This is a genomic window from Rhizobacter sp. P3_C12, assembly GCF_056402735.1.
Window position 1 is genome coordinate 1 of the sequence record NZ_JBFUGW010000067.1, and the last position, 25,790, is coordinate 25,790.

The following is a 25,790-nucleotide window of genomic DNA, read 5'->3' on the forward strand; positions in this document are numbered from 1 at the left end:
GCGCCACGCGATCACGTTCTGCGGCACCGCCGAGTTCTGGTTCACCGTGCCATAGCTCAGGTTGCCGCCGACAAGCGTCGCAACCGAGCCTGTCAACGTGCCCGAGACCGGGGCCGATGCTGCACCCAAGGTTCCGCCAGTCGCCACCAGCGTCTGCGCACCTTGCGCGCCGATGTTGCCGCCCGTGCTCATCGACACCGTCACCACGCAAGTGCCGCCCGCGTCGACCGTGCAGCTGCCCGGTGCCATGCTGTACACGCCGCTGAGGCCCGACATCGAAAGCGTCACCGCCTGGTTGCCGCTGTTGGTGAAGCTCACCGTGCCGGAGGCTGCGCCGCCACCCTTCGTGGCGCTCAACGCACCTGCGCCGTTGCCGGTGACCGAGATCGCCGAGCCGTACAACGTGCCAGCCACCGAGGCCGACACCGCACCGGTCGTGCCGCCGGTGGCCGTCAAGGTCTGGCCGCCTTGCGCACCGATCGCACCGGCCGTCGTCATCGACACCGTCACGGCACAGCTGCCGCCCGCAGGCGCCACGCAACTGGCCGTGCTCACCGAGTACGGCGCACTCAGACCCGACATCGTGAGCGTCGCCGCCTGGTTGCCGCTGTTCGTGAAGGTGACCGTGCCGCTTCCCGCCGCGCCGCCCTTCTGCGCCGACAGGCTGGCGGCACCGTTGCCGGTCACCGCGATCACCGATTGCAGGCCCGTGCCGCTGAGTGCTGCGGACACAGTCCCCGCGCCTGTGCTGATGCTCAGGCCGCCGTTGCGCAGGGCGTTGGCCGTCGGTTGAAAGCGCACCGTCACCACGCATGCGCCGCCCACCGGCAACGAGCTGCCACAGGTCGTCGAGACGAAGCCGAAGTCGGTGCCGCTGACCGAGGCTGCCGTCGGCACCGCGACGCTCAGCGGGCCGATACCGGTGTTCGCCAGCGTCGAGTCCAGCGTCGGCGCGCCGCCGACGGCAACGTCACCAAACGCCAGTGCAGACAGGCTGCCCGAAGGTGCCTGGCCCGTACCCGAGAGCGCCACGCTCTTCACGCCCAGCTCGGTGTTGATGTTCAAGCCGCCGCTGCGCGCACCCGCCGCGGTCGGCGAGAAGCTCACGCTCACCGTGCACGACGCATTGGCTGGCAAGCTCGCACCGCAGGTCGTCCCCGCAAAGCCGAACTCGCTGCCCGACACCGCCGCCGCCGTTGGCACCGTCACGCCGATCGGCGTGCCGCCGGTGTTGCTCAGTGTCGCGGTGCCGCTGCTCGTCTGCCCGACCTGTGTGGTCGGGAAGGACGGCGCACTCAGCGTGGCCGCCGGTGCCGTACCGCGCGTGGCGGTCGCCCCCGGCGCGGTGCCGGCGCTCGCGCCGACGCTCGCCAGGTTGTTCGGCGCCGTGCGCAGCTGCGCGGCGCTTTCCACGCGGCCCAGGAACCAGCGGTCATCGCCGATGTCGTCATCGCGGTAGAAGTGGGTCGCCGTCTCGCTGATGACTTGCGCCACACCGCCGGCCGCACTGCCGCTGATGGTCGTCGTCACCACCTTCGGATCCCCGGTCTCGTTGAACGAGCTCGTCACCGTCGTGACGGGCATCGTGTCGCCATTCAGTTCCTTCGCCGCCTTGATGCTCTTGTAGGGATAGGGCCGCTGCAGCCTGACGCTGGCCGGCACCGGACAAGGCGCCCAGACGGTCGCAGCCGCCTCGGCGCTCGGCGTCGCGGACTTCTCGCAGTAGATGTTCGTCGCATCGCTCAGCAACACCGGCGAGCTCGCATCCAGCGCCCCACGCCAGGTCCGCACGCGTGCAGGCGAGCCGATGTAGGGGTGCACGTGCAGCACCTCACTGGATTGCGAGAGGGTGCTGCCATCGGGCACCTGCCGCTGGCTGCGCACTTCGCGGAAGCTGCGCGCGCCTCGCCCGTCGTGCGCGCCCTTGGCGCCGCTGTAGCGGAACTCGTCACGCAGCTTGCCGCTGCCGACACCGCTGTCGCGCTCGCTGCCGGCGATGACATAGCTCGCGTTCGTCACGTCGAACAGCGGGTACGCGGCCGCGTTCGGGCCTCCCCGGTCGTTGACGTAGCGGTTTCCGAGTGCGCCGCTGGTCGGGTTGGCCATCGACACCCAGGTCAGCGTGGTCTTCAGGCCTTGTGGCGAGGTCGCGCCGACCAGCAGGTCCGGCGGCAGCGACGAGCCGGTCCTCACGTACAGCTGGTTGCTGCTGCCGTCACCCGGCGATGCAGAGGCCTTCAGGCGCAGGATCTCCACGTCCCCACGGCCGGTGAAGTCGCCGGTCACGAAGGCGGCCGAGTTGTCGCTCTTCTGCAGCTGGTCGTTGGCGGTGACCAGGTTGAACGTGGTCGATGCACTGTAGGTGCCGTCGCCATTGCTCAGGTACAGCGCGTTCTTCGTCGGATCGTCCTTCCAGCTGAGGATGTCGTCGCGGCCGTCGCGGTTCACGTCACCGATCACGAAGCCGGCGGACGGGATGAAGTTGGCGCCGGTGCCGGTCCAGATCTGCGCCCAGAGGCCGGGCGTTTGGTAGTTGGACACCCGGAACAGACCCCTCGCGCCATTCGAGGCATTCAGCGTCGAGCCGAATTTGTCCAGGCAGTCGGGGCGGCCGTCGCCATTGATGTCCAGCGTCTGCTGGCAACTCACATAACTCACCGGCATCGGGTCGAACGAGAAGTCGCCGCGCGAGCGCCAGGCACGCTGCGACGACACCATCTCGCTGTCGGAGCCGATCGTCCCAGCCTCGACGAGGTCGGGCATGCCGTCGTTGTCCAGGTCGGCGATGTGCCCGGGCTGGCCCAGCGAGTACGGACCTTCCGGCGTCGCATAGAAGTTCCAGTGCGTCGCGTTGGTGAGCTGTTCGAGGAACCCGCCCTGGCCATCGCCCTTGAAGACGCGCGTGCAGGTCTTGTCCACACACGGATCCGTCGGGGGCCCGAACACGGTGGGCTGGAAGTCCAGTGTCGAGGTGACCACATCCAGCAGGCCGTCGTTGTCCAAGTCCAGCAGGTAGAAGGTGGCACCGGAGGTCCAGCCGAGCCACCCGACCTGCGCCTCGCCGTGCAGGAACTTCAGGTTGTCGCGGCTGACCGTCTCGGCCAGTGCCACGCCGGTGATGGCCTTGCGCGTGAAGCTGCCATTGCCGTTGTTAAGGTAGAGATCGCTGGTGCCGGCACACGCGGAGTTGCTCACCAGGTTCGTCGAGTTGGTGCCGGTGTATCGCAACAGGTCCGGCAGCCCGTCGCCGTTGAAATCGGCCACGCGCGTGCTGTAACAACCGCTGCTGTCGAAGAGCTTCTGGTCGCTGCCGGTGATGTTGAAGCCGCTCACCTGGCTGAACGTGCCGTCGCCATTGCTGAGGTAGAGCTGGTTCTCGGCCGGGTTGTCCGACCAGCGGATGATGTCGGTCCTGCCATCGCCGTCGAAATCGGCGGTGATGACGCCGTAGTTCGAGAAACGCAGGTTGTCGCGCAGCACCACCGTGCTCTGCATCGTCAGGGTCGCCAGGGTGCTCGCCGCGAACGCCGTGTTGCGCTGGTACGCGTCGCTGCCATCGGCGGCGTAGTCGAAGGTCTCCGGCGGGAAGCAGGCCGACTCGGCTGCTCCGATGCACTCGGTGAGCCGCTTCAGGCGGCTGCGGTTGGTCACCGGGCCGCTGTCGTAGGCGAGCCGCAATGTCTTCACCTTSAGCGGCGTGSYGTYCRCGTTCACGAAGGTCTGCACCTGGGTGAGRCGCTGCACGTTCAAGAGCTTGCTGCCSGCCACGTAGGCCTCGCGCCGCGCCTGCGGCTTGCCGGTGGKGGCGAGCGCCGGCAGGTCTTCGTAGCTGAACACCASCTTGTTGCCCGGCGCCTGYGTCGGCGTGCCGGTGTAGCGSAYCTCGCGCAGGCTCCAGTCGTGGCCCGTGATCGGCGTGCCGGCCACCGTGCCGCTGCCCCACGCCAATCCGTCGCGCTGCTGGAACTGGTAGTCGATGTAGTTGCCGCGCAGGTCGCTGACGCGGCTCACCAGCCAAGTGGTGATGACGCCGGTGCCTTGCGCCGTCACGGCCGCATCGGCCGAGGCATTGCTGTTGTTGCCGTACTCGTAGATCCGGCCGTCCTTGGTCCACACCTTGAAGTACGCCGGGGCATTGCCGCCCGATCCATAAGCCCGGATGCGCGCGAACGAATCGCGCTCGGTGCGGAACTCGCGCAGCAGGCCGCTGCCGCCTGCGCTGTCGTCGGTCTGCGGGAACGCCATCGCCRCGCCCGTCGCACCCGTCTGGATCAGCCGCTGGCCRTCGAGGCACARCTTGTCSGCCGCCGTGTTGTCGACGCCGCGGAYGCGYCCGTCGGTCGCGAGRTTCGCGCCGCAGCGCGCGATCGACGAGACGCCSGTCAGCGACCAGCCGTGGCCCACCGGCCCGTTGCCGTCACCGCCGTACGCCAGCGCGATGGTCGGCACCATGCCGGCAATGCCCGGCGGCACCGCGATCGGATGTTGATAGCCAGGCTGGCCATCCTGGCCGACTGCCAGCTGCGCCCACGCTGTCAACGAGAAAGTCGAGAGCGCCAGCGCGCCCACGCATGACACCACCAGGCCGCGGACACGCCGCGACGCTACCAAGATCAGTTCCAAGACAGTCCTCCCACACCGGTCGTCGACCGGCGCAATCCAATGACGGGTCAGGTGTTGTGTCGCCTTCGGCCCAGTGGGGCGCTGGCAACCCGCGCGGCAGTGGTCTGCCGCTGCGGTGCGCGCAGTCTAGCGATGCGGAAGGGGATTTTTCACGACAGGCCGAGTGATTTCATCAACCTTGAGGGGGTTCATTCGTACCCAGCGCTGGGGTACACCGGCCCGGTCAGCGGGCCGAGCCGTCAGGGCTTGGAGGCGGCCGCTGGTGGGGCCGATGCAGCAGGCTGGGCCGACACCGGCACGATCACGCCGGGCGCGAGCGAGATCTCGTCCTGCACGCGCACGCCGGTGATGTAGTAGCGGGTCTCGCCGAAGCAGCTGCCCGGCAAGCCGACCTTCTGCTCGTAGTGCAGCGCGACGCGCTTGCCCATCACGAGGTTGACCTTGTCGGCGGTGGCCTCGTCCCAGATCGTGAAGCGGAATTTCTCCGGCGTGCTGCCGGGCAGCGAGACCAGGGCCAGCTCACCTTCCCAGGTCTTGCAGACCCAGCCCTTGCGCGACAGCTGCTGCACCCAGCCGGCGCGCTCGCCGTCGGAGTAGCTCCATTTCACCGCGCCGAAGAAATACAGCACCACCAGGCCCACCAGGACCRGGGGCACCAGCAACCATTTCATCGCGCGCATCGGGCTTCCTCCGGAGAACAGGGCTGGCCGTGCGTCGATACGCGCGGCTCGTTGTGCTGCGCGGGGAGTCTACCGTGGCCGCTGCCCGGAACTGGGCGGAAGAAGGGTTCGGGTCATCGCGTTCTCCGGCTCACGAGACGACTTGCGCGAGCTCGATCAGGTTGCCGAAGGGGTCGGCGATGAAGGCCAGCCGGCGGCCGATGACCGGCAGCTCGAACGGCTCGGTGACGATGTGGACCTCGCGCCGGCGCAGCTCCGCGACGGTGCTCTCCATGTCGGCGACGTTGAGGCAGAAGTGGTGAAAGCCGGCCAGGCGCAGGCTGTCGCCGAGGTCGCTGTAGACGGGCTTGGGGATCGGCCGCGGCTGGCCGTCGCCGAGGATCTCGACGAAGAAGTCGTTGTCGGTCGCCGGGGCCAGGTAGGCGAGCCGCTGGTCGGCATACGGCCATTGGTGCACGACGCGGAAGTCGAGCTTCTCGGTGTACCAGCGGACGGCCACCTCGAAGTCGGGCACGCGCACAGCGACGTGGTGCCCCTTCATCGAGGCGAACGGGCTGGCCGGGCGGGTGGCGGGGATGTTGACGGTGGGCATGGTGGGGTCCTCGTTGATTCGGGGTGATGAAAACTGCGATGACCGAAGCGTAGGTTTGAGTCTCGCGAAAGAGAATCGACGCCACCGGGGTGCACTCTGAACCCCCACTTCATAATCGCGCGCCATCCACGGAGGGATCCCGATGAACCTGGAGCCGGTTGCGAGAGACAGCAAGCCGCCGATCAGCCTGCCCGGCCTGATCGCATTCGAGAGCGTGGCCCGGCACATGAACTTCACGCGCGCGGCCGCCGAGATGGACGTGACGCCGACCGCGATCTCGCGCACCGTGAAGCAGCTGGAGGCCTCGCTCGGCATCCGCCTGTTCAACCGCACGACGCGCAGCGTGGGCCTGACCGAAGCGGGCGCGCAACTGCTGGGCACGCTGGCACCGGCGCTCGAGCAGATCCGCCGCTCGGTGCAGGAGGTGGGCGATGTGTCGAGCGGCCCGCACGGACTGCTGCGCATCAACACCTCGTACGTGGCCTACGCGTCGCTGATCGAGCCGCACCTGCAGCCGTTCATGAAGCGCTTCCCCGAGATCACGCTGGAGATGACCGTCGACAACGGGCTGAGCGACATCATCACGGGCGGGTTCGACGCCGGCATCCGCCTGGGGCACGCGCTGCAGAAGGACATGATCGGCGTGCCGATCGGGCCGTTGCAGCGGCTGCTCGTCGTCGGGTCGCCGGCCTACCTGAAAGCGCGCGGCAAGCCGGCGAAGCCGGAAGACCTGTTGCAGCACGACTGCATTCGCCAGCGCATCGGCAACCGCAGCCAGTTCTTCGCGTGGCGCTTCGGCAGCGGCAGCAAGGCCGCGACGATCGAGGTGCACGGCCGCCTGGTGTTCAGCGAGATGCGCTGCACGCTGGACGCCGCGGCCCAGGGCCACGGGCTCGCGTTGGCCTTCGAGCAGTTCGCACGGCCCGCACTGCAGGCCGGCCAGGTGGTGCCGGTGCTCGAGAAGTTCACGCGCCCCGGCGAGTCCTTCTACCTGTACTACCCGAACCGCGGGCAGATGCCGGGCAAGCTGCGGGCGCTGATCCAGTTCATGCAGGCGGTGGACTGGAGCGCCCCTTGACGCTTGCCCGCCTCACGCCGACTTCAGCTGCGCGGTGTCGATCGGGAACGTGCGCAGCCGCTTGCCGGTGGCCGCGTACACCGCATTGAGCACCGAGGCCGCCACGACGACCGTGCCGATCTCGCCGACGCCCACCGGCGGCTGCTCGCTCGGCACGATGTGCACCTGCACCTGCGGCACCTCGCTGATGCGCAGCGGCTGGTAGTCGTGGAAGTTGCTCTGCAGCACGCGGCCGCGCTCGAAGGTGATGCTGCCGTACAGCACCGCGGTGAGGCCGAACAGCAGGCCGCCCTGCACCTGCGCCTGCACGCCGTCGGGGTTGACCGGCAGGCCGCAGTTCACCGCGCAGACCATGCGGTCGATCTTGAGGCTGCCGTCCTTCGCGACGCTGACGTCGGTGACCAGCACGGCATGCCCGCCGAAGGCCTCGGCCACGCAGACGCCGCGGCCTCGACCCGCCGCCAGGGGTTCGCCCCAGCCGGCCTGGGCCGCGGCCAGCCGCAACGCGGCGAGCGCATTGGGGTTCTTCGCCAGCATGCGCTCGCGAAAGCGCACCGGATCCACCTTGGCGAGCACGGCCAGCTCGTCGATGAACGATTCGACGACGAACACCTGGTGCGTCGGCCCGACGCCGCGCCAGTTGCCGGTCAGCAAGCCCTTCGGCGGCTCATGGCGCACGTACTCGATGTACTTGTTCGGGATGTCGTACGAGGAGCCCGCCATGTCGACCGCGTCGGCGTCGAGCCCGTTGGCGACCCACTGCGGCGCATAGCGGCCGATCACCGACGAGCCGGCGGTGCGGTGGCTGAAGGCCACCAGCTCGCCGCGTTCGTTCAGCGCAGCCGCCATCTCGTCGCGGAAGTACGGCTTGTAGGCATCGTGCTGGATGTCTTCTTCGCGGCTGAAGACGAGCTTCACCGGGTAGCGCACGTTCCTCGCGAGTTGCGCGGCCGTCACGATGTAGTCGACGTCGAGCTTGCGGCCGAAGCCGCCGCCCAGCAGGAAGTTGTGCACCGTCACCTGCTCGGGCTTCAGGCCCAGCGCTTGCGCGACCATCGCCTGCGCGCGGGCGGGCGCCTGTGTGCCGGCCCAGATCTCGCAGCGGCCGGGGGTCACGTGCACCGTGCAGTTGAGCGGCTCCATCGCGGCATGCGCGAGCGGAGGCACCTCGTAGACGGCGCTCAGCCGCTGCGCGCCGGCGGCGATGGCCTTGTCGACATCGCCCTCGCGCGTGGTGACCAGGCCGGTGCCTTTCAGCGCCTGCGCCAGTTGCTCGCCCCACAGCTTGCTCGAGAAGTCGGCCGACGGGCCTTCGTCCCACTGCACCTCCAACGCGGCCAGCCCTTTCTTCGCCGCGCCCTGGTGGTCGGCGATGACGGCCACCGCGGCTTCTGAACTGACGACCGCACGCACGCCGTTCACCGCCCTCGCCTTGCGATCGTCCATCGATCGGAAGCGGCCTCCGATCACCGGGCAGTTGGCCACCGCCGCGAACTTCATGCCTTTCACCTGCGCGTCGATGCCGAACAGCGCGGTGCCGTTGACCTTCGATGGCGTGTCCAGGCGGTGCACCGGGCGGCCGACGAGGCGGAAGTCGGCCGGCGATTTCAATGGCGCGTCCTTCGGCACCGGCAGCGTGGCCGCCTTGGCGGCCAGCGCGCCGTAGCGCAGCTGGCGGCCCGTGGGCACGTGCCGGATCGCGCCGTTCGCTGCAACACACTCGCCTTCGCCCACCTGCCAGGTCTGCGCGGCCGCGCTGCGCAGCATGGCCTTCGCGGTGGCGCCGGTCTGGCGCAGCACCTTCCAGGCGCCAGGCATCGAGCCCGACCCGCCGGTCACCTGGATCCCGTACAGCGGATGGCCGTAGCGCTTCTCGTCCGGCGGCGCCTGTTCCAGTTTGACCTTGGCGAGATCGACCTCGAGCTCCTCGGCGATCAGCATCGGCACCGAGGTGAACGTGCCCTGCCCCATCTCGACCAGCGCGACGACGATCGTCACGCTGTCGTCGGCGCCGATGCGCACATAGGCGTTGGGCGCGAACACCGCGGGCGCCGCGCGCTTTGCGGCCGCCGCATTCGCGTCGGGCAGGTGGAACGAGAGCACCAGCGCACCACCGGCCGCGGAGGCAGACGCGAGGAAGGAACGGCGCGACAGCGTGGCGCCATCATCCGCGACGGATTTCGAATCGTGCATGTCAGGCTTTCGGTGCGGCGAGTTCGCGGGCGGCCTGCTTGATCGCCTCGCGGATTCGCACGTAGGTGCCACAGCGGCAGACGTTGCCCGACATCGCGGCATCGATGTCGGCATCGGTGGGCGCCGGGTTGTCGCGCAGCAGCGCGGTGGCGGCCATGATCTGGCCGGACTGGCAGTAGCCGCACTGCGGCACTTCCTTGATCGTCCAGAGCTTCTGCACCTGGCGGCCCACGGCGGTCTGCCCGATGGCCTCGATCGTCGTGATGCGGCCGCTGCCGATCGATTCGACCGGCGTCACGCACGAGCGGATCGGCTGGCCGTCGAGGTGCACGGTGCAGGCGCCGCACAAGGCCATGCCGCAGCCGAACTTGGTGCCGGTCATGCCGAGCACGTCGCGGATGACCCACAGCAGCGGCGTGTCGGGGTCGACCTCCACGGGGCGCGGCGTGCCATTGATGTCGAGCGTGGTTTTCATCGCAGGTCCTTGGGCTTCATTTCGTCGCGAGGATCCAGGCGGCAAGCGCGTCCAGATCGGCCGGTTGCACCTGGGCCTGCGCCGGCATCGGGATCGCGCCCCACTTGCCCGAGCCGCCGGCCTTGATGCGGGCGGCCAACTGCTTCGCATCGACGCTGCCATCGGCGTACTTCGCAGCGATGTCCTTGAACGACGGGCCGACCAGCTTCCTGTCGATCTGGTGGCAGGCGGTGCAGGCGTACTTGCGGGCCAGGGCTTCGCTGGCGGACGCCGGTGCGGCCGGTGCGGCGAGTGCAAGGCTGAATGCGGCCAGGGCGGCAACGCGGATGAAGGAAGACATCGGGGACCTTTCGCGAGGAGGTGAATGCATGGCTGGGGCCGATCGGAGCGCAGTCTAGGGACGCGTCTCCTCGTCGGGTAGCGCTGTGCGCGCGATGGCGTGTGAACCGGATGTCGATAGTCAGCGCGCGGTGCGGCGGGTAGCGCCGCGGCAATCGTCGGCGGACGCGCTGACAGAGGCCTCGGCAGGGCGCCGAGGCCATTCGGCCGGCCGAGGGTGGCCGGCCGGGGAACGCGTGCGATCAGCGGGCCAGCTTGGCCGCGATCTCGGCGACGTGGCGGCCCTGGAAGCGCGCACCTTCGAGCTCATTGGCCGAGGGCTGGCGCGAGCCGTCGCTGGCGGCGATCGTGGTGGCACCGTACGGGCTGCCGCCGGTCACTTCGTCGAGCTTCATCTGGCCCTGCCAAGCGTACGGCAGGCCGACGATCACCATGCCCTGGTGCAGCAGCACGGTGTGCGTGCTGAGGATGGTGCTCTCCTGGCCGCCATGCTGCGTCGCCGTGCTGGCGAACACCGAGCCGACCTTGCCGATCAGCTTGCCGGCGAACCACAGCGGGCCGGTCTGGTCGAGGAAGTTCTTCATCTGCGCGGCCATGTTGCCGAAGCGGGTCGGCACGCCGAAGATGATCGCGTCGTAGTTCGGCAGCTCGTCGACGGTGGCGATCGGCGCGGCCTGGTCGAGCTTGAAGTGCGAGGCCTTCGCGACGGCCTCGGGCACGATTTCCGGCACGCGCTTGATGTCGACCGTGGCGCCGGTGCCGCGCGCACCTTCGGCGACCGCCTGGGCCATCGTCTCGATGTGACCATAGCTGCTGTAGTAGAGGACGAGAACCTTGGCCATGCTTGCTCCTGGTTGGTGGGCTGAGCGCATTCTGGGCGCCGGTGGCCGGCGCGGATTGCACGGGGGCGAACACAGGCTTCAAATCGGCTGAATGGGCGGCAATGCCCACTCGCTTCGCATCCGCCAGTTGACGAAATCGTCCAAGTACTAGAATTCGTCAACCACGGGGCAGACATGATCAACGATCAAATCCGCCGTGCGCGGCTGCTTCGGGGCTTCAGTCTGGACGAAGTGGCCCAGCGCATGGGCGACATCACCAAACAGGGCTTGAGCAAGTTCGAGAAGGGGCAGGCATTGCCGAACTCGACGCGGCTGCTGCAGCTCGCACGCGTATTCGGCGTGAAGCCGGAGTACTTCTTCCGAAGCGACATCGTGCAGCTGGCGCCCCTTGAGTTCCGCAAGCTCTCAAGCATGCCCAGGAAGCGCCAACAGCAGATCGAGGAGCGCGCGCGCGATGTGCTGGAGCGCTACATCCGCCTGGAGCAATGCTTCGGCGCGGACGACGCGGCGCAAGCCTCCTTGCAAGCGCCCCGCGCGTTCGAGGTGACCAGTGCCGATGAGGCCGAAGCCGCGGCAGAGCGACTGCGAGAACAATGGGCCATCGGAGGGGACGCCATCGCGCACCTGACCGAACTGCTGGAAGGCCATGGCATCAAGGTCGCATTGCTGGAACACGTCGACGATTTCGATGGCGCCTGCGCCGCCACGCATGACGAGCGCCATTTGCTCATCGCGCTCAATCGCGAACGACCTGGGGAGCGCATGCGCTTCACTGCTGCGCATGAGCTGGGGCATTGGGCAATGATGCTGCCCGACAACATGCTCGAAAAAGAGAAGGAAGGCTGCTGCCACCGCTTTGCCGGTGCCCTGCTCTACCCGCGCCAGCGCGTCGAAGCCGACTTCGGCACCCACCTGCGGCACCGCGTTCTACCCATTGAACTACTGAACGCCAAGCGACGCTACGGGATCTCGATGGGTGCTGCCCTGCGCCGGCTGAAGGATCTGCGGCTGATCTCGGATCCGGGCTATCAGTCCATGAACATCCAGTTCTCCGTCAACGGCTGGCGTTCTGCCGAGCCAGAGCCGCTGCTGCCCGAGCAGCCGCGCCGCTTTGAATCGATGGTCTACCGAGCCTTGGCCGAAGACCTGATCAGCCGCTCGCGTGCGGCCGAGTTCCTCCAATGCAGCATGGCCGAACTCGAGCCTGCTTTCACGGGCCTGCCGCGCTGAACAGCCCAGCGACAGGACCGAAGCCCGGCTCAGCCATTCCAGGCCGCCAGACGCTCCTCACAGGCTGAGGCTGGAAGGCGCGCACCACGCGCCAGCATGGCCCGCAAGCCGGCTGCGGCTCGCATACAAGGCGTCACGCCATGCGCCACCAACTGATCCAGAAGCCACAGGGCGCCATGCACCTGCAGTCCAGCTTGCTCAGCCAGGCTGCGCAGCCGCGCATCCCCCGTCAGCAACGGATGTTGCTGCTGACGGGCCACCCAGAAGCAGGACAAGTCCGCCAGCGAGATGTTGTCGTGCCGGACCCTCAATGCGAACAGCTCCGCCAGGACCTCTCCCGGCAGCGCCTCCACCACCAGCCCTCGCTCCATCAGCCCAAGCGGCGCCGGCTCATTGAGCTCCTGCACGACGAAATCGGTGCTGACGAAGGTGAATGGCAGCGTAAACAGCGCATCCAACAAGCCGGCGTGACTGAAGTCGATCCAGATGTTGGTGTCGCTGATGTAGACAGGCGGCGCGGGCATACCTTCCGAGCGGGCTCAGTTCTCGGCGGGGATGGCGGCTGGCGGGCTGTCCGATGTTGACTTGAACCAGAAAATCTCAGAACGGAATGTCGTCGTCCATGTCGTCGAAGCCGGTCGACGACTTCGCCGCCGGCTTGGTGGCCGCCGGGCGCGAGGCCGGTGCGGGGCGCTCGGCCCGCTCGGCGCGTTCCGGCCGATCGCTGCCACCACCACCGCCACCGCCCGAGGCGCCGCGGCTGTAGCCGCCACCGCCGCCGCCTTCTTCGCCGCCGCCATCACGGCCGCCCAGCAGCTGCATGTTGTCGGCAATGATCTCGGTGGTGTATTTCTCGGCGCCGTCCTTGTCCTGCCACTTGCGGGTCTTCAGGCGGCCTTCGACGTAGCACGAGCGGCCCTTCTTCAGGTACTCGCCGGCGATCTCGGCCAGGCGGTCGTAGAACACCACGCGGTGCCACTCGGTTTCTTCCATCTTCTCGCCGGAGGTCTTGTCCTTCCAGTTGCGCGAGGTGGCGAGGGTCACGTTGCAGATCGCGGCGCCGTTGGCGGAGTAGCGCACTTCGGGGTCACGACCCAGGTTGCCGATGAGGATGACTTTGTTGATCGAGGCCATGGAAAGCGGCTCCTGAAAAAGTAGAACGGGGGAATCCGGGGGACTGCGAGGGGAATGCCCGATTATCAGCGATGCATCTGGTCACGCCCGGGCAACGAAACTTCACACGGCCCAGGGTCAACGACGGCCGCACGCTGCCGTTGTCGGTGCAGGGTCGCGCCACTCTCCACCCCCACCCACCCTGAACCGGAGTCCACACCATGAAGCTCAACCTCCTGATCGGCTCGATGATGCTCGCCGCCAGCGCCGGCGCCTTCGCCCAGTCCAGCACCGCCGGCAGCGTCCAGCGCGACGTGAACCAGCAGGAACGCATCCAGCAGGGCCTGCAGAGCGGCCAGCTCAGCACCAAGGAAGCCGGCAAGCTCGAACGCGAGGAAAGCCGGGTCGACCACCTGCAGGCCCAGGCCCTGAAGGACGGCAAGCTCTCCACCGACGAGAAGCTGCGCCTGAACGCCGCGCAGAACAAGGTCAGCAGCGACATCGCCGCGGCCAAGCACAACGGCGTGAAGGGCAACCCGACCTCGGCCTCGTCGGAGCGGATGCAGGCCGACGTGCAGCGCAACATCAACCAGCAGAAGCGCGTCGAGGCCGGCGTGCAGAACGGCTCGCTGACGAACCACGAAGTGTCGAAGCTCGAGCGCGGCCAGGCGCACGTCGACCGCAAGGAAGCGGCGGCCGCCCGCGACGGCCACGTCGGTGCGGCCGAGGAGCGCAACATCCAGCACGCCGAGAACCGCCAGAGCCGCAAGATCCACCGCCAGAAGACCGACGCGCAGGTCCGCAAGGGCTGATCAGGGCTCGCCGTCCCAGTACTCCAGGTCCGTATCGGCGCGGTGCATCCGCCCGAAGCCGTACGGATCGCCCTCCCGCGTCGCCGTCGCCAGGTACTTGCCCGAATCGGGGTACTCCACCACCTCCGGGCTGTCCTTGGTGCTGATCGACAGGTACTTCAGCGGCGCATCGGATGTGTTGATGATCTGGTGCGGGTACGCCGGCCCCGGCGGGATGAAGACCACGTCGCCGGCCGCCAGCGCCAGGTGCTCGCCGGCCACGCGCAGCGTGCCCTCGCCCTCGAGCACGATGAACATCTCCTCCTGCGCATAGTGGAAGTGGTACGGGCAGCTGCGCTTGCCGGGTGGCACCACGTCGATGCTCGCGCCCAGCTTCAGCGCCGAGGTGCCCTTGGCCAGCCGCCCGGTCATCGAGTCGTACAGGGGTTCGCGCACATCGTGCGTGCGCGGGGTGGTCTCGAAGTTGCGGATCAACAGCTGCCGCAGCTGGTCGGCCCGCGGCGTGTGGATGTCGGTCATCGGCAGTCTCCTGGTGAAGGTGCAAGGGTGCCAGAAACCCGCCCGGAGCGCGCCGAGTAACATCGCGGCCTCGTCCGCCCCCTCCGCCCCGCCCGTGACCCCCGAACCCTCCACCGCACCGCTGCAGATCCTGCAGGAGGTGTTCGGCTACACCGCATTCCGCGGCGCCCAGGAATCCATCGTCGACCACGTCAACGCCGACGGCGACGCGCTGGTGCTGATGCCCACCGGCGGCGGCAAGAGCCTGTGCTACCAGGTGCCGGCGATCGCGCGGCACCGTGCCGGCCGCGGCGTGGCCCTGGTCGTCAGCCCGCTGATCGCGCTGATGCACGACCAGGTCGGCGCGCTCGAAGAGGCCGGCGTGCACGCCTCGTTCCTGAACTCGACGCTGACGCTCGACGAGACCCAGAAGATCGAGCGCGAGATGATGAGCGGCCGCCTCGTGATGCTGTACGCCGCGCCCGAGCGCATCACGACGCCGCGCTTCCTCGCGCAGCTCGATTCGCTGCACGAGCGCGGGCTGCTGAGCCTGTTCGCGATCGACGAGGCGCATTGCGTGAGCCAGTGGGGCCACGATTTCCGCGAGGACTACCTCTCGCTGAACGTGCTGCACGAGCGCTACCCCGGCGTGCCGCGCATCGCGCTCACGGCCACCGCCGACGACCTGACCCGCGCCGACATCATCGAGCGCCTGCAGCTGCAGGAGGCGCGCGTCTTCATCAGCAGCTTCGACCGGCCGAACATCCGCTACGGCATCGTCGAGAAGGACAACGCCCGCGCGCAGCTGCTGCGCTTCGTCACCGACGAGCACGAGGGCGATGCCGGCGTCGTGTACTGCCAGTCGCGCAAGAAGGTCGACGAGACCGCCGACTGGCTGAAGACCGAGGGCATCAACGCGCTGCCGTACCACGCCGGCATGGACGCCGACGTGCGCAAGCGCCACCAGGACCGCTTCCTGCGCGAGGACGGTGTCGTGATGGTGGCGACCGTTGCGTTCGGCATGGGCATCGACAAGCCCGACGTGCGCTTCGTCGCCCACCTCGACCTGCCGAAGAACATCGAGGGCTACTACCAGGAGACCGGCCGCGCCGGCCGCGACGGGCTGCCGGCCGACGCCTGGATGGCCTATGGCCTGGCCGACGTGGTGAACCAGCGTCGCATGATCGACGAGAGCCCGGCCGGTGAGGAGTTCAAGCGCGGCCAGCGCGCCAAGCTCGACGCGCTGCTGGCACTCGCCGAGGCGCACGACTGCCGCCGCGTGCGGCTGCTCGCCTACTTCGGCGAGGCGAGCCAGCCCTGCGGCAACTGCGACAACTGCCTGCACCCTCCCGCCACCTGGGATGCCACCGAGCCGGCGCGCAAGGCGCTCAGCTGCATCTACCGCTTCCACCAGAACCACGGCCAGCGCTTCGGTGCCGGCCACCTGATCGACGTGCTGCGCGGCAAGACCACCGACAAGGTGACGCAGTACCGCCACCAGTCGCTGTCGACCTTCGGCATCGGCGCCGACCTGAGCGAGGTGCAGTGGCGCGGCGTGCTGCGCCAGCTGATCGCGCTCGGCCACCTGCGCACCGAGGGTGAATACAACACGCTGGAGCTCGCGCCGAGCGCACGCGAGGTGCTGCGCGGCGAGGTGACGCTGCTGCTGCGCGAGGCGAGCGAGACGCCGAAGGCGCGCCGCGGCAGCACCAAGGGCAAGACAGGCAGCGCGAAGGGCGGGCGCGACAAGCCGCCGCCGGTGCCGCTGGACGACGACGGGCTGCTGCGCTTCGCCGCGCTGAAGGCATGGCGCGCCGAGGTCGCGCGCGAGCACGGGCTGCCGGCCTACGTGATCTTCCACGACGCGACGCTCGCCGAGATGGCGCGCGCGCAGCCGTCGTCGCTGGAAGCGCTGGGCCACATCAGCGGCGTCGGCGCGAAGAAGCTGGAGGCGTACGGCAGCGAGATCCTGCGGGTGCTCGGCGAATGAGCGGGCGCAGCCCCGAGACCCTGCCCTACGGGCTGGGCGCCGCGATCCTGACGGTGCTGGCCTTCGTGCTGCTGGAGATGCTGCTCGGCGGCGTGCTGATGGACCTGCAGGACACGCTGGCGCTGAGCGAGGCGCAGCTCGGCGAGCTGACGCGCGTGCTGGCCACCGGCATCGTCGTGTCGACGCTGCTCGCCTGGCGCGGGCTCACGCATGCGCAGCTGCTGCACGACGCGCCGGCACCGCCGCTGCACACGCTGCTCGCCAGCGCGGCGCCGTTGCTCGCCATGCTGCCGCTGCTGTGGTCGGTGAACGGCTGGATGGACTGGCTGCTGCAGTCGCTGCTGCCGCTGTCGGCCTGGGAGGCGGAGTGGTTCGCGCACGCGGTCGACGGCACGTTCGCGGCGACGCTGTCGGCCTGCGTGCTGGCGCCGGTGCTCGAGGAGATGCTGTTCCGCGGCCTGATCCTGCGCGGGCTGCTGCTGCGCTACCCGCCGTCCACCGCGATCGTGCACTCGGCCGCGCTGTTCGGCCTCGCGCACTTCAACGTCTACCAGTTCTTCGTCGGCCTCAGCACCGGGCTGGTGCTCGGGCTCGCGTACCAGCGCACGCGCTCGCTGTGGCCCTGCGTGCTGCTGCATGCGGCGTTCAACGGCGGCGTGCTGTGGATGGCGAGCGCCGACGGCCGCTGGCTGGCCGACACGATCGACAACCCGCTCGCGCTGCCGGTGGCGCTGGCCTTGTTCGCCTGGGGCCTGCGCCGCCTGCTGCGCCTGCCCTCGAAGCCCTAGGCCTCAAGGCTCCGCCGACTGCCCCGCCACCAGCACCGGCGGCAGCCACAGCTCGATCACGCCCGGGCGCGGCACCGCCGAGCGCCGCCGCTCGCGGATCCACACGCCGTCGATGCGCTGCGGCGTGACCCACGGCTCGCCGATGAAGCGCGACAGCGCCAGCGCGCACTCGCGGCCGGCCGGGTCGTGCAGCACGAAGGTCGGCACCGGCCACGGCACCGGGCGGCGCTGCTGGCGCAGCTCGGCATTGCGCGCCGCGTTGTCGATCGGCGCCACCTGCACCAGCACGTCGGCCTCCTGCTGGATTGCCTGGCGCAGCGCGCTCGCGGCCTCGCGCGAGGCCTCGTCGTAGATCTCGATGTAGAGCGTGCTGCGCTCGTCGCCTGGCCGGCAGGCGGCGAGGCTCGCCTTCTGCGGTGAGTCGACCGGGGCCGCCGCGACCGGTGGCGGGGGCACGGGCAGCTCCCCCTGCGCCGCGCTCGCGAGCTGCGACGCGCGCCCGGTCAGCGCCAGCCAGATGCGCCCGGCCGCCACCGCCTGCTCGGCGGGCGAGGTGCCGGGGTGCCAGTAGCTGAACGCGGTGTTCTCGGTCGGCGGCTTCTGCACCACCGCGCACAGGTCGTTGCGCAGGCGCTGGCTCGCGGCCACGCAGTCTTCGCTGGCGTCGGCATCCTTGCGGCATTCGTCGGCGATGCGGCCGGCCAGCCGCTCGACGCCGGCGCGCTCCAGTGGGCGCATCGCCGGGCTGCCGCGCAGGTCGAACAGCAGCGAGGCCTGCGTCACCACGTGCTCGGCCACCTTCGGGCAGCGGCCGTTGAAATCCTGCAGCGCCTTCGACACCTCGGTGAACAGCAGGCGCGCCTCGGTCTGCTGGTCGGTGCGGTTGCGCTGCAGCTGCTCCTGCACCTGCCACACCGACAGCAGCAGCGTGCCCGACGCCCCCACCCCGAGCGTCGTCGTGATCGCGGTGGCCTTCGCGGCGCGCCGCCACAGCGGCTCGGCCTTCGCGCCGGCCGCCGCCGCCTCGTCGGCCGCGCTGCGCAGCCGCGCGGCCACCCGCAGGCCATGCCGCGCCGGGCTGCGCCAGCCGGGCAGCTGCGCGAGCCAGGTGTCGTGCAGCGCGCGGCCGAAGTCCTCGCCGAGGCGGTGGTAGCTCTCCCACTGCGCTTCGTCGAACGACTGGTCGCCGGTCGACTCGTGCGGAAAGCGCTCGTGCTGCCGCGCGTAGGCCAGCAGGTCGACATCGAGCGCGTCGTGCAGGTTCGGCTTCACCACCAGCAGCGTGCCCTCGGGGCGCCAGGGCCCGCGCGGGCCGGCACGCTCGCGGTAGCGCACGCGCGCCAGCAGCACGCCGCGGCACGAGTGGTTGTCGGCCATGTGCTCGGGCGACAGCACGGTCAGGTCGCTGCCGGCCAGGCTGAACAGGTGCTGCGCCTCCTCGCGGGTGTAGAAGTCGATCTCGGCGCCGAAGTCGATGCGCGCCTTGCGCACCAGGTTCTCGATGTCGCCGAAGCCGTAGTCGGCATCGCAGCTGGCATCGGCGAGCACCATGAAATCGGTCTCGCGCTTGAGCAGCGGGTAGATGCCGCTGTTCTCGAAGTGCCCGCCGTCCGACAGGTACCACCAGGGCCGCTCGACACCGAAGAAGGTGGCCGAGGCCTCGCTCGCCAGCATCAGGGGCTTCGGCGCGAAGCGCCACGCGAGCCGGCTGAGCCAGCGCAGCCGCACCGAGTCGCGCGGCGCGCGCACCCAGTGGCCGAGCCGCACGCCGAGGAAGTACACCAGCAGCGCGAGACCGCGCGAGGTGTACGAGCCGGCCCCGGGCGAGGCCGCCGCGCCCGACACCGCGATCCAGCGGCCCAGCGTGCCGGTGTCGTCGCCCGGCTGCAGCGCGACGAACTCCGCCGCGCCGATCTCCAGCCCGCGCCAGGTCGCGGTCACCGCGGTGCCCTTGCGGTCGGCGTTGTACAGGCCGCTCTGGTCGTCGCGCGTCTGGTTCAGGCAGGTGTTCACCAGGTGGATCGGGCCGCCGCGGGCCTCGGGGCGGTAGCTGTCGAGCGCGGTGTCGTCGCCGTCGACCACGCTGGTCACGTCCTTGGCCGGGCCGCCCTCGATGCCTTCCGCGCCCACACCCACCAGGCCGCGCCGCGGGTTGCCCACCGCGAGGTAGGCGCGCGTCAGCCGCGCGCGGTAGAAGCTGTGCAGCGACGAGGTGTTCGCCATCTGCGCATTGCCGGCGGTCAGCACGATCCAGCCGAGCCACAGCGCGCCGACCAGCGTGGCGCGCATCCACGCCGGCACCTCGCGCAGCGCGCTGAAGGTCTCGGGCGCGAACACGAACCACTGCAGCACGACCAGCCAGGCCGTCACCAGCGCGAGCAGGCCGACCAGCGAGCCGACGTCCATCAGCCGCGGCAGCCAGCCGCGCGCGCGGGCGCCGGCCTCGGCCGCCATCTGCTGCAGCGGCTGCGCGAGCCGGCGCAGCACCAGCACCACGACGCCGCCGAAGCCGACGCCGCCCCACAGCCACTGGTTGCCCGATTGCAGCTCCTCCAGCACCCACCAGCTGACGCGGTCGAGCGCGCCGAGCCCGCCGATCGCCGCGACGACGAGCGTGGCCGCCTTCAGCCAGCGCGTCAGCTGGTTGCGCAGCCGCGCGACGGCCAGCGCATGCGGCTCGCGGCCGAGCGCCAGCCGCGTCTGCACGAACAGCTGGCCGACCACGATCGACAGCAGCGCGAGCAGCGCCGCGGTGGCCCAGTCGAGCGCATCGCGCATCGGGTTCACCGTGCTGCCGCTGCGCAGCTCGCGCAGCAGCAGCCACGCGGCGAAGGCCATCGCGGTGACGAACACCACGTCGCGCCAGCCGGGCCCTACCGCACGCGCATCGGGGTCGTGCGTGTCGCGCGCGGCCCAGTAGCCGGCCACCAGGCCCGGCGCGGTCGCGGCCCACAGCGCCAGCGCGGCCGGCCACCACGGCGTGAACCACCGCTCCCAGCCCTGCGGGTCGAGCTGCTGCGTGCTGTGCTGCCACAGGTGCGGCGCGATCACCAGCAGGCCGAGCAGCATGCAGGCGAACATGAACTCGGTGTGGATCGCCAGCCAGGCACGCAGGTAGGTGACGACCGCGATGCCGATGTCGCGCGAGCCGGCCGGCGACAGGTAGCGGCCGTTGCGGCGCAGCCATTGCAGCACCGGTGAATCGCTGCGCGCGAGCAGCGCCTGCGCCTGCTGCAGCCCGAAGGCGTTGACGAGGCGGCCGAACATCGCGCCGGCGTAGCCGCCACCCGAGACGGTGGACAGGTAGTCGACGCGGCCCAGCAGGCCGTCGGCCACCAGCGAGCGGTCGGCCGGGTCGGCGCGCTCGCGGTTCGGCTGGCCGTGGTTCTGCGAGAGGCCGCGCAGCAGGCCGAGCGCGAAGGTCGCGCTGCGCACGCCGCCGCCGGACAGCGCGAGGCCGACGCTGGGCAGCTTCAGCGCCGGGTGCGCGTCGCCGTCGGCCAGGCCGAGCACGTGGCGGCGCCGCGCCTGCAGTGCCAGCTGTTCGGCCTGTTGCAATGCGAGCCAGTCATCCGGCAAAGAGCCGGCCGGCAAGGCTGCCGGTCCATCGTCTTGAGGCTTCATGAGCCGTGTCCCCTGGAGGGCCGTTCGCGTGGCGGCCTCGCCGCGACTGTAGGACCGCGCGGGGCGCTTGTCAGCCGCTGTCCGACCTGCGACCTAGGGGGCTGCCTGACAGCCTGTGTCAGCGCGATGAAACCCAGCTGTAACCGGCCGTGCGGGCGCCAACAAATGCCGTGTTCTTGTGCGCGGACCCGCCTGCGGGTCCGAAACGACCGCTTCGTGCCGACGCCGGGCCGTCGAAAAGAAAGGGCACAGACAGACCCGATCGAAAGCCCGCCCCATGTTCCTGCTCCGCCCTCTCCTCGTCGCATGCCTCGCCGGTCTGTCGCTGGCCGCATTCGCACCCGTGGCGGCGGCCGAGACCTGGGGCCTGCACATCGCGAGCAAGCACATCCCGGCGAAGCGCTACAACAACTCGAACCCGGGCCTCTACTACCGCAGCGACGACAACTGGACGGTCGGCGCGTATCGCAACTCGCTGCGCCGCAACAGCGCCTACGCCGGCTACACGCTGGAGCACGGCCGCTTCGGCGTGACGATGGGCGGCGTGACCGGCTACGACCACGCGGTGCAGCCGCTGTTCGTGCCGACGGTGTCGCTGTTCACGGTGCACGGCGTGACGACGCGCATCGCCTTCATTCCGCGCGTTGAAAAGCGCATCGGCTCGCACGTGCTGCACCTGATGGTGGAGTTCTAGGGCACCCGCTGCTCGCTCTTCCAGGGCGTCCAGATGAGCGCCGCCGCGAAGCTGGCGGTGCTGCTGCGTTCGAACAACGGGCTCGCGCGGTTGGCCGCGCCGGCGTGATTGTTCAGCGAGGCGCCGAGGCTCAGCACCGTGTCGGCCGCGACGCGGCGTGACCACCACGCACGCACGCCGCTGCCGAAGTAACCAGAGCTCGCGTCGTAGGCCGGCCGTTGCGCGGTCGCGTAGCGCGGGTCCACCTGGTAGAAGTAGTCGTGCAGCGACTCGCTGGCCCAGGTGCTGACCACGCTGAGCTGCACCTGGCTCTCGCTGTCGGGCCAGCCGCGGCGCTGCCAGCGCAGCTCGGGCTCGACGACGCTGCCGTGGCGGTCGATGCCGCGCCCATCGGTCGAGAACACCGCGCGCGCCTTCAGGTGCGCGCTGACCTGCTGGCCGTCCTGCAGCGGCAGGCGCCAGCGCAGCTGCGGGCCGAGCTCGAACAGGTAGTCCAGGCCGGGCATGCCGCGGCGCGCATCGTTGTCGCGCGCATTGAATGCGGCGGCGCCGGACAGGTCGAGCTCGAGCCGCCCGCCGGCGAACAACCGGCTGCGCACGCCGTCTTCGTCGACGCGCAGGCGCTCGCCGCGGTAGACGAGGATCGGCACCGGCGCGATGCGCGCGTGCCGCGTGCCGGCGGCCGGGTAGTCGGGGCCGTTGACGGCGACGCCGCCGACGCCGATCTCCCACAGCGGCTTGCCGCTCGGCGTGGCTTCGATCTTCGCGGGCGGTGCGTCGGCCTGCTGCGCCTGGGCGAGCGAGGCGGCGAAGAACAGCGGAACGAGAAGCGTGAGGGCCCGCGGCAAGCGGCGCATCAGCGCGTCACGTCCAGCGTCAGCGCGTTGCTGTCGGCCGCGTGGCCCTCGTTGTCCACCGCGCGCGCATACACGCGCACCGTGCTGCGGCCGTCGGTCGGGCCGGTCAGCGTCCATTCGTAGGGCGGCACGCCATCGCCGCCCAACAGCACCGAGCCGATGCCGTCGATCCGGTAGAAGCGCACCTCGTCGATGCCGCTGTCGTCGCTCGCCGCAGCGGACAGCCGCACCGAGCCGCCGGCCGGAACCGACGAGGACGAGGCCACGAGCTGCACGCTCGGCGGGTCGTCGTCACCGAAGCCGTTGCTCCATTCGACGTAGAAGCCCCCGCCGCAGGCGGTGAGCAGCGCCGCGCCGGCGAGCACGGCGGAAAGGTGGGCAGGTCGTCGCATCAGCGGATGCTACCCCGCTCAAACGCTGGTCCACCACCGTTTCCCCGGCTGCGGTGCGTCCAGCGGCAGGCGCTCGCCCATCTGCGGCGTGGCCAGCCGCACGCCGTGCGTCGCGGCCAGGTCGAGGATGCGGTCGAACGGCTCGTGCCACGGATGCAGCGCCAGGTCGAAGGTGCCGTTGTGCACCGGCATCAGCCAGCGCCCGCGCAGGTCGAGGTGGGCCTGCAGCGTCTCCTCGGGCTGCATGTGCACCTCGGGCCATTCCTTGTCGTAGGCACCGGTCTCGAGCAGGGTCACGTCGAACGGGCCGAAGCGGTCGCCGATGGTCTTGAAATCGGCGTGGTAGCCGGTGTCGCCGCTGAAGAACAGCCGCAGGTCGCCCGCGACGATGACCCACGAGGCCCACAGCGTGCGGTCGCCGTCGCTCAGGCTGCGGCCCGAGAAATGCTGCGCCGGCGTGGCCACCAGCTGCACGCCGTGCACCGTGGTCTGTTGCCACCAGTCGAGCTGGCGCACCTTGGCCGCATCGATGCCCCAGCCGACCAGGCGCTCGCCGACACCCAGCGGCGTGATGAACACCTCCACCTTCGGCGCGAGCTCGAGGATCGCAGCGTGGTCGAGGTGGTCGAAATGGTCGTGCGACAGGATCACGCCCTTGATCGGCGGCAGGTCGGCGATGGAGATCGGCGGCGCGTGGAAGCGCTTCGGGCCGGCCCACTGCACCGGCGACGCACGCTCGGAGAACACCGGGTCGGTGAGCCAGAACTCGCCGGCGAGCTTCAGCAGCAGCGTCGAATGGCCGAGCCGGAACAGGCTTGCATCGGGCGCCTCGGCCAGCGCCGCGGCGGTCAGCGCCTGCACCGGGATCGGCGCGTGCGGCACGGTGGTGTCGGGCTTGCTGGTCAGCACGCGCCAGGCGATCGACAGCGTCTTCAGGAAGCCGGGCGATTGGCGCGGTGCGACGTTGCGGAACTTGCCGTCGCGGTGCTGCGGCGATTGCGAATGGTCGACCGGCGCCAGGCGGCGGGGGCAGAGGGAGGCGGAAGTCATGGCGAGGTCACTCCGGGTGGGCGTTCAGGGGCGCACGCTCAGCGGCGCGTGGAGACAGGTGCAGGCACGCGGCACACCAGCCGGATCGCGACACGCATGCGCTCGCGGTACTCGGCGGTGCTCTTCGCCTGGTGCTTGATGCCGTGCGACGCGGCGGTCAGGTGCAGCGCCAGGTCCTTGGCGCCGAGGCCGGCTTCCTTCCAGCCGGCGGCGATGCCGCTGGCCTGCAGCACGCGCGACAGGTCGGCGACCATCGCCTGCTCGAGCTCGTCGAGCACCGGGCCGACCAGCTGCGTCGCGGTGGCGAACAGCTCGGCCAGGTGCTCCTGCGGCATCTCGCTGCCGTCGCCTTGCGATTTCAGCGCCATGAAGGCGACCAGCAGGCGCTCCTCGATCGGCAGCGCGTCGCGCGCCAGCGCCGCGCGCATCGTGGCGCGGCTCTGGCCGATCAGCTGCACGACCACCTCCTTGAACAGCGTCTCCTTGTTGGCGAAGTGCAGGTAGAGGCCCTGGCGCGACAGGTCGGCGGCGCGCGCCAGGTCGTCCATCGAGGTCTTGCGGTAGCCGTAGCGCAGGAACACGCCGGCGGCGGCCTGCAGGAGGGCGTCGCGGCGCACGCTGGTCGGATCGGGAGTTTCGGAAGGCATCGCTGAAGCGTGGCGGAAGGTTGATCGATTGCCGCCACTTTACATTATGTGCACATGTTGTCAAGTGCGCTTCAGCTTCGCCAGTTCATCCCCGACCAGCTTCACGACCAGCCGGTCCAGCGTCTGAACCGAGTACTGCTTCACGTCGTGCGAGGTCTGCGTGCCGGGGCCGCTGCCCGGGTCGGCCGCATCGCGGTAGGTCAGGAACACGAAGCGGCCCGCGGTGTACTGCGCCATCTGCCGGTAGATGTACTCGCCGACCGGGTCGAGCCCGCTCGCGCCGACCGCGAACAGCTTGATGCCTTTCGCGAGTGCGGCCTGCATGTCGGTGTCGTATTGCGGGCCGCCGTAGTCCAGGTGCGGCGGCGCATCGGCGACCAGCACCACCATGCGGGCCGCGTCGCGCCGCCAGCTCAGGCCATGCACCACCTCGTGCAGCGCCTCGTTCAGCGCCTCCGGGGTGTCACCGCCGCCATTCGCCTGGACCTGGCCGAGCACCTGCTGGAAGCCGCGCAGGTCGTCGGTGAAGTCCTGCGTGCGCGTGAGGAAGGCATCGCCGCGGTCACGGTAGGCCACCAGGCCCCAGCAGACATCGGGCTGCACCGGCAACTGCGAGATCTGCTGCGCCATCGCGTGCATCGAGTTCTTCAGCTTCGCGATCTCATCGCCCATCGAGCCGGTCGCGTCGACCAGGAACACCAGGTCCAGGCGCGGGCGTTGCGCCGCCACCGCCTGGCCGAGGCGCACCTGCACCGCGCTCGCCTGGCCGCGCTGCAGCTGGGCACGACCCTGCACGCCGTTCTTGCGCACCGCGATGCCGAGCATGCGGTCGCCCTGCGTGCCCTGCCCGAGGAACGCACGCGGGTGCAGCCAGACGCGGCCGGCGGTGTCGGTCCGCGCCCACATCACCGGCTGCGCGACGCCGGGGCGCTGGATCGCCACCTCGGCGTCGTGCACCGGGTCGCCCTGCGCGTCGGTCACTTCGAGCAGGTAGCGTTCGCTGATGTCGCGCTCGCGCACCGGCAGGCCGGCGTTGCGCTGCCGGTAGGCGAGGTACTCGCCGAAGTCGGCGTTGTCGTCGACCATGCCGGCGGTGACGGTCTCGCGTGCCGGGCGAGGCTTCGTCGGCTGCGGCGCGGGCGGGGCCGGCCAGGGCTCGGGGGCGAACGACCCGCTGGCGTCGGCCGACGATTTCGCGGCGGGAGCGACCGGCGCGACGGCCGTCGGCGCGCGCTCGCGCACCGCATCGGCCGGCGCGCCGGCGGCCATCGCC

Annotated in this window: 22 protein-coding genes; 6 read left to right on the forward strand and 16 right to left on the reverse strand. The window is 69.9% G+C overall.

Annotated features, from left to right (window positions below; genetic code table 11):
* The 3 genes from AC1DXV_RS13055 to AC1DXV_RS13065 all read right to left on the reverse strand — a co-directional run.
* Nucleotides 1-4,623 (reverse strand): FG-GAP-like repeat-containing protein (locus tag AC1DXV_RS13055; RefSeq protein ID WP_477933911.1); only part of this gene is annotated, 4,623 nt, incomplete at its 3' end.
* A 239-nt stretch (nucleotides 4,624-4,862) separates the two neighbouring features.
* A complete protein-coding gene (locus AC1DXV_RS13060) occupies nucleotides 4,863-5,303 on the reverse strand; it encodes a hypothetical protein (RefSeq protein WP_477933913.1) in 441 nt (146 codons plus the stop codon).
* 130 nt (nucleotides 5,304-5,433) lie between these two features.
* Nucleotides 5,434-5,895, reverse strand: coding sequence for a VOC family protein (locus tag AC1DXV_RS13065; protein WP_477864526.1), 462 nt, complete (start codon nucleotides 5,893-5,895; stop codon nucleotides 5,434-5,436).
* Between the two features lie 142 nt (nucleotides 5,896-6,037).
* Here AC1DXV_RS13065 and AC1DXV_RS13070 point away from each other — a divergent pair, with 142 nt between their 5' ends.
* Nucleotides 6,038-6,973: a LysR family transcriptional regulator gene (locus AC1DXV_RS13070; RefSeq protein WP_477864527.1), complete on the forward strand. Its 936-nt coding sequence runs from the start codon at nucleotides 6,038-6,040 to the stop codon at nucleotides 6,971-6,973.
* A 12-nt stretch (nucleotides 6,974-6,985) separates the two neighbouring features.
* Here AC1DXV_RS13070 and AC1DXV_RS13075 read toward each other — a convergent pair whose 3' ends face one another.
* The 4 genes from AC1DXV_RS13075 to wrbA form a co-directional block, all read right to left on the reverse strand.
* A complete protein-coding gene (locus tag AC1DXV_RS13075) occupies nucleotides 6,986-9,166 on the reverse strand; it encodes a xanthine dehydrogenase family protein molybdopterin-binding subunit (protein WP_477864528.1) in 2,181 nt (726 codons plus the stop codon).
* A 1-nt stretch (nucleotide 9,167) separates the two neighbouring features.
* The gene (locus AC1DXV_RS13080; RefSeq protein ID WP_477864529.1) at nucleotides 9,168-9,641 is read right to left on the reverse strand and encodes a (2Fe-2S)-binding protein; all 474 of its coding nucleotides are present in this window, start codon (nucleotides 9,639-9,641) and stop codon (nucleotides 9,168-9,170) included.
* Between the two features lie 16 nt (nucleotides 9,642-9,657).
* Nucleotides 9,658-9,981, reverse strand: coding sequence for a c-type cytochrome (locus tag AC1DXV_RS13085; protein WP_477864530.1), 324 nt, complete (start codon nucleotides 9,979-9,981; stop codon nucleotides 9,658-9,660).
* Nucleotides 9,982-10,222: 241 nt separating this feature from the next.
* Nucleotides 10,223-10,822 carry an NAD(P)H:quinone oxidoreductase gene (wrbA, locus tag AC1DXV_RS13090; protein WP_477864531.1) on the reverse strand — a complete coding sequence of 200 codons (600 nt, stop codon included), beginning with the start codon at nucleotides 10,820-10,822 and terminating at the stop codon, nucleotides 10,223-10,225.
* A 174-nt stretch (nucleotides 10,823-10,996) separates the two neighbouring features.
* On the opposite strand from wrbA, the gene AC1DXV_RS13095 reads away from it, so the two are divergent.
* Nucleotides 10,997-12,052 (forward strand): helix-turn-helix domain-containing protein, encoded by a 1,056-nt coding sequence (locus tag AC1DXV_RS13095; RefSeq protein WP_477864532.1) that lies wholly within the window; start codon nucleotides 10,997-10,999, stop codon nucleotides 12,050-12,052.
* Nucleotides 12,053-12,081: 29 nt separating this feature from the next.
* Here AC1DXV_RS13095 and AC1DXV_RS13100 read toward each other — a convergent pair whose 3' ends face one another.
* Together AC1DXV_RS13100 and ssb are read right to left on the reverse strand one after the other, a co-directional pair.
* Nucleotides 12,082-12,576, reverse strand: a complete 495-nt coding sequence (locus AC1DXV_RS13100; protein WP_477864533.1) for a PIN domain-containing protein — start codon at nucleotides 12,574-12,576, stop codon at nucleotides 12,082-12,084.
* A gap of 76 nt (nucleotides 12,577-12,652) precedes the next feature.
* Nucleotides 12,653-13,186, reverse strand: a complete 534-nt coding sequence (gene ssb, locus AC1DXV_RS13105) for a single-stranded DNA-binding protein (protein WP_477864534.1) — start codon at nucleotides 13,184-13,186, stop codon at nucleotides 12,653-12,655.
* Nucleotides 13,187-13,386: 200 nt separating this feature from the next.
* Between ssb and AC1DXV_RS13110 the strand changes: the two genes are divergently transcribed.
* Complete coding sequence (locus tag AC1DXV_RS13110) at nucleotides 13,387-13,977, forward strand: hypothetical protein (RefSeq protein ID WP_477933915.1); 591 nt, start codon at nucleotides 13,387-13,389, stop codon at nucleotides 13,975-13,977.
* Here AC1DXV_RS13110 and AC1DXV_RS13115 read toward each other — a convergent pair whose 3' ends face one another.
* A complete protein-coding gene (locus AC1DXV_RS13115; RefSeq protein ID WP_477864536.1) occupies nucleotides 13,978-14,496 on the reverse strand; it encodes a cupin domain-containing protein in 519 nt (172 codons plus the stop codon). It lies immediately after the preceding gene.
* Between AC1DXV_RS13115 and recQ the strand changes: the two genes are divergently transcribed.
* Together recQ and AC1DXV_RS13125 are read left to right on the forward strand one after the other, a co-directional pair.
* Nucleotides 14,486-16,465 carry a DNA helicase RecQ gene (recQ, locus tag AC1DXV_RS13120; protein ID WP_477864537.1) on the forward strand — a complete coding sequence of 660 codons (1,980 nt, stop codon included), beginning with the start codon at nucleotides 14,486-14,488 and terminating at the stop codon, nucleotides 16,463-16,465. The two genes, AC1DXV_RS13115 and recQ, sit on opposite strands and share 11 nt — an antisense overlap.
* Nucleotides 16,462-17,253, forward strand: coding sequence for a CPBP family intramembrane glutamic endopeptidase (locus AC1DXV_RS13125; protein ID WP_477864538.1), 792 nt, complete (start codon nucleotides 16,462-16,464; stop codon nucleotides 17,251-17,253). Before recQ ends, AC1DXV_RS13125 begins: the two co-directional genes overlap by 4 nt.
* Nucleotides 17,254-17,256: 3 nt before the next feature.
* Here AC1DXV_RS13125 and AC1DXV_RS13130 read toward each other — a convergent pair whose 3' ends face one another.
* Nucleotides 17,257-20,877 carry a hypothetical protein gene (locus AC1DXV_RS13130; protein WP_477933917.1) on the reverse strand — a complete coding sequence of 1,207 codons (3,621 nt, stop codon included), beginning with the start codon at nucleotides 20,875-20,877 and terminating at the stop codon, nucleotides 17,257-17,259.
* Between the two features lie 277 nt (nucleotides 20,878-21,154).
* On the opposite strand from AC1DXV_RS13130, the gene AC1DXV_RS13135 reads away from it, so the two are divergent.
* A complete protein-coding gene (locus tag AC1DXV_RS13135) occupies nucleotides 21,155-21,571 on the forward strand; it encodes a hypothetical protein (protein WP_477868623.1) in 417 nt (138 codons plus the stop codon).
* Here AC1DXV_RS13135 and AC1DXV_RS13140 read toward each other — a convergent pair.
* From AC1DXV_RS13140 to AC1DXV_RS13160, 5 genes are all read right to left on the reverse strand, one after another.
* Nucleotides 21,568-22,428 carry a MipA/OmpV family protein gene (locus AC1DXV_RS13140; protein WP_477933919.1) on the reverse strand — a complete coding sequence of 287 codons (861 nt, stop codon included), beginning with the start codon at nucleotides 22,426-22,428 and terminating at the stop codon, nucleotides 21,568-21,570. The genes AC1DXV_RS13135 and AC1DXV_RS13140 overlap by 4 nt on opposite strands.
* Entirely contained in the window at nucleotides 22,428-22,820 is a 393-nt protein-coding gene (locus AC1DXV_RS13145; RefSeq protein WP_477868627.1) for an Ig-like domain-containing protein, read from the reverse strand. Before AC1DXV_RS13145 ends, AC1DXV_RS13140 begins: the two co-directional genes overlap by 1 nt.
* Nucleotides 22,821-22,838: 18 nt before the next feature.
* Nucleotides 22,839-23,870 carry an MBL fold metallo-hydrolase gene (locus AC1DXV_RS13150; protein WP_477868629.1) on the reverse strand — a complete coding sequence of 344 codons (1,032 nt, stop codon included), beginning with the start codon at nucleotides 23,868-23,870 and terminating at the stop codon, nucleotides 22,839-22,841.
* Nucleotides 23,871-23,908: 38 nt separating this feature from the next.
* The gene (locus tag AC1DXV_RS13155; RefSeq protein WP_477868631.1) at nucleotides 23,909-24,517 is read right to left on the reverse strand and encodes a TetR/AcrR family transcriptional regulator; all 609 of its coding nucleotides are present in this window, start codon (nucleotides 24,515-24,517) and stop codon (nucleotides 23,909-23,911) included.
* A gap of 60 nt (nucleotides 24,518-24,577) precedes the next feature.
* Nucleotides 24,578-25,790 (reverse strand): vWA domain-containing protein (locus AC1DXV_RS13160; RefSeq protein WP_477933921.1); only part of this gene is annotated, 1,213 nt, incomplete at its 5' end.

Excerpts from the sequence above, each read along its gene's own strand:
- AC1DXV_RS13065 (WP_477864526.1), bottom strand. The coding sequence starts at position 5,895 with ATGCCCACCGTCAACATCCCCGCCACCCGCCCGGCCAGCCCGTTCGCC.
- AC1DXV_RS13070 (WP_477864527.1), top strand. The coding sequence starts at position 6,038 with ATGAACCTGGAGCCGGTTGCGAGAGACAGCAAGCCGCCGATCAGCCTG.
- AC1DXV_RS13075 (WP_477864528.1), bottom strand. The coding sequence starts at position 9,166 with ATGCACGATTCGAAATCCGTCGCGGATGATGGCGCCACGCTGTCGCGC.
- AC1DXV_RS13080 (WP_477864529.1), bottom strand. The coding sequence starts at position 9,641 with ATGAAAACCACGCTCGACATCAATGGCACGCCGCGCCCCGTGGAGGTC.
- AC1DXV_RS13085 (WP_477864530.1), bottom strand. The coding sequence starts at position 9,981 with ATGTCTTCCTTCATCCGCGTTGCCGCCCTGGCCGCATTCAGCCTTGCA.
- wrbA (WP_477864531.1), bottom strand. The coding sequence starts at position 10,822 with ATGGCCAAGGTTCTCGTCCTCTACTACAGCAGCTATGGTCACATCGAG.
- AC1DXV_RS13095 (WP_477864532.1), top strand. The coding sequence starts at position 10,997 with ATGATCAACGATCAAATCCGCCGTGCGCGGCTGCTTCGGGGCTTCAGT.
- AC1DXV_RS13100 (WP_477864533.1), bottom strand. The coding sequence starts at position 12,576 with ATGCCCGCGCCGCCTGTCTACATCAGCGACACCAACATCTGGATCGAC.
- ssb (WP_477864534.1), bottom strand. The coding sequence starts at position 13,186 with ATGGCCTCGATCAACAAAGTCATCCTCATCGGCAACCTGGGTCGTGAC.
- AC1DXV_RS13110 (WP_477933915.1), top strand. The coding sequence starts at position 13,387 with ATGAAGCTCAACCTCCTGATCGGCTCGATGATGCTCGCCGCCAGCGCC.
- recQ (WP_477864537.1), top strand. The coding sequence starts at position 14,486 with ATGTCGGTCATCGGCAGTCTCCTGGTGAAGGTGCAAGGGTGCCAGAAA.
- AC1DXV_RS13115 (WP_477864536.1), bottom strand. The coding sequence starts at position 14,496 with ATGACCGACATCCACACGCCGCGGGCCGACCAGCTGCGGCAGCTGTTG.
- AC1DXV_RS13125 (WP_477864538.1), top strand. The coding sequence starts at position 16,462 with ATGAGCGGGCGCAGCCCCGAGACCCTGCCCTACGGGCTGGGCGCCGCG.
- AC1DXV_RS13130 (WP_477933917.1), bottom strand. The coding sequence starts at position 20,877 with ATGAAGCCTCAAGACGATGGACCGGCAGCCTTGCCGGCCGGCTCTTTG.
- AC1DXV_RS13135 (WP_477868623.1), top strand. The coding sequence starts at position 21,155 with ATGTTCCTGCTCCGCCCTCTCCTCGTCGCATGCCTCGCCGGTCTGTCG.
- AC1DXV_RS13140 (WP_477933919.1), bottom strand. The coding sequence starts at position 22,428 with ATGCGCCGCTTGCCGCGGGCCCTCACGCTTCTCGTTCCGCTGTTCTTC.
- AC1DXV_RS13145 (WP_477868627.1), bottom strand. The coding sequence starts at position 22,820 with ATGCGACGACCTGCCCACCTTTCCGCCGTGCTCGCCGGCGCGGCGCTG.
- AC1DXV_RS13150 (WP_477868629.1), bottom strand. The coding sequence starts at position 23,870 with ATGACTTCCGCCTCCCTCTGCCCCCGCCGCCTGGCGCCGGTCGACCAT.
- AC1DXV_RS13155 (WP_477868631.1), bottom strand. The coding sequence starts at position 24,517 with ATGCCTTCCGAAACTCCCGATCCGACCAGCGTGCGCCGCGACGCCCTC.